Annotated in this window: 2 protein-coding genes; both read right to left on the reverse strand. The window is 41.4% G+C overall.

Annotated elements, in window-relative coordinates; translation table 11 throughout:
- A partial coding sequence (locus EP58_RS10555) for a toxin Cry1Ac domain D-VI-related protein (RefSeq protein ID WP_036093259.1) occupies nucleotides 1-1,497 on the reverse strand: 1,497 nt, incomplete at its 3' end.
- Between the two features lie 113 nt (nucleotides 1,498-1,610).
- Nucleotides 1,611-2,512: immunoglobulin-like domain-containing protein (locus EP58_RS17530; RefSeq protein WP_036093260.1), on the reverse strand; the 902-nt coding region annotated here is incomplete at its 5' end.

The following is a 2,512-nucleotide window of genomic DNA, read 5'->3' on the forward strand; positions in this document are numbered from 1 at the left end:
TAAGTCTTGTGCTTTATTTAGATCCGCTTGACGTTCTGCTTTCACTGCTGGATCTGTGATCGCATCGACTAGTTTTTGAGCGTCATCAATGGCTTTTTGATTAGTTGCTGGTTTGATTGCTCCTGATGTCGGGGTGTTGCTATTGAATAGTTCATCCACTGCTTTTTTCGCTGCGTCTTGTTTCGCTTTTTCTGCTTGACTCGCATTTGCATTGCGTTGATCTAGCAATTCTTGTGCGCGATCTAAATTTTTCTGTGGTTCTACTTTTAGCGCTGGATCTTTGATTTTATTGATTTCTGCTTGTGCGCTGTCAATTGCTGCTTGATTTGTAGAAGCTTTAATCGCGTCACTCGCTGGTGTATTATTTAAGAATAGTTGGTTGACTGCGTAGTTAGCTACTGCTTGTTGTGCTTGATCTGCTGCTGCTTGGGTTGTGCGATTGTTCAATAATTCCTGTGCACGGTCTACTTGTTTTTGTAATGCTGCTTTTGTTACCGCGTCAGTAACTTTGTTGACTGCATCTTGTGCTTTATTAATTGCTGACTGATTTGTTATTGATTTGATAGCATCCGTCGCAGGATTGTCATTCAGATATAGCGCTTTGACTGACTGATCTGCCGCTGCGTTATCGGCTTGTTGTTGTGTACGTGTGTTTAGCAAATCTTGTGCTTTTTGAATATCCGCTAGCATCGCTGCTTTTTGTGTTGCATCTGTTACTTGGTTTGCTAGTGCTTTAGCCGCATCAATCGTGCTTTGTGTCGTTGTTGGCTTGATGGCACCTGATGTTGGTGTGTTGTTAGTAAATAGCGCATTAACGGCGTCGCGGGCTGCTGTATTTTTAGATGCTGTGTTATTTGTGAACTCTGTTTGTGCTTTCGTGATTAGATTAACTAACTTGTCTTTTTCAGGAGATGCTGGTGCGTTTGCCGCGGCCGCTCTTGCAGCATCGATTTCTGCTTGTGTCACGCCTGATCCAATGGTTGATAAGCTACCATCTTGGAATAGGTTGTACACTTTTTGACCGAATGCTGTATCATATTGATATCCCATATATTGAGCCGTGTAAAATGTGTGGTAACTGTTAGGGTAAGGCTTACCGTTTGAATACAAACCTTCCGTTGAAAAGAAGGAATATGGACTTGTTAAATTTTGATCTCCTACATAAATATAGACAAATTCATTTTGAGCTCCAGCAGCATACTGTGAATAAAACTCTCTTGATGTGCCATTTGGGAGTACAACTCTTACACCATAGCCTTTAACGAATTTAATCAGGTTGAGTGTAATATAATCTCCATCGAATCGAACCATTTGTAGATAAGGTCCCGGTGATACTTCTAAAACTTTATTTTGTGTTGTTGGTGCTACATAAGTTGGTGCAGTTGCTGATACCGCTGCTTGTACTGGTGTCTCCGCTAATACGTTAAATGGTGTTACAATGCTAGTCCCCAAGATCGAAGTGATTGCTAAAATACTTACTAATTTTTTTGATTTCATGTAAAGTTATTACTCCTTTTCTGCCTTTATATTGATGGTTGTTCTTAATTACAACGCTTTATTTCTATCTATAGCCTGCCCCCATTTAAAAATCGGAGCAGACCTTTTAAAATTTATTTTGTAAATGCTACTGATAAATCACTGTTCATACGTTTATCACTATTTTTTGCTTGGACTTGAACGCTTGTTGCACTTGCTGCTACATATGCTTTGAATGTGAAGCTACCGTCTGCGTTTGCTGTCATCGTGCTTACGTTTTGCGTTCTCACAGCTACACCATTTTCGTAAACTGTAATTGACTCTGTACCTTTTGGTGCTGTTCCAACAATGTAGCTACCGTCCATTTTTTCTAGGACTGGTGCTGTTAGTTTCACTACGGCTGAACCTGTTACCGTGACGCTTGCTGTGCGAAGTGTGTTGTAACCTCCCGCGTCTTTGATTTCAATTGTAACGATTGTCCCTACCGCTTGTTTACCGATACTTGACTGGAATGTACCATCTGTTGCAATCGTACCAGTTTTCGTTAAAACGCCGTTGATGCTTACGCGGAAACTTGTTGCTGAACCTGCTGTTACGGAACCTTTCACTGCGTCGTCATCGATCGTTAGGGCTTCTAATGTTGGCTTTTCATCATTGACGATGTTCACTGTTTTACGAGCCATTTCTGTTTTATCCGTATAACCTACTACTTCTACTTTTGAGCCTTGTTGAATAAGGTTGTTGGTAGCGATGCTGTACGTACCGTCTGCGTCAATTTGGCCTACTTTAACAATCGTACCATCGATGGATAGACGAACTGTGGTGAAGCCATTTCCTGCTGTTCCAGTAATTGATTTAGAGCTTAGACCAGCGTTTTCTACTGTTAAAGTGTATGCCGCTGGAGATGCAGATGTAGCTAGTACTATTCCTGTTGTTACCGGGCCTTTTTTGCCATTGGCATCGACACCGCGTACTTCAAATGTGTCGCCAACTTTTAAACCAAAACCTTGGGCATACAGCTTGAAGTCTCCGTTTG

Origin of the sequence: Paenilisteria newyorkensis, assembly GCF_000766145.1 — a bacterium.
In the GTDB taxonomy this organism is placed as follows: domain Bacteria; phylum Bacillota; class Bacilli; order Lactobacillales; family Listeriaceae; genus Listeria_A; species Listeria_A newyorkensis.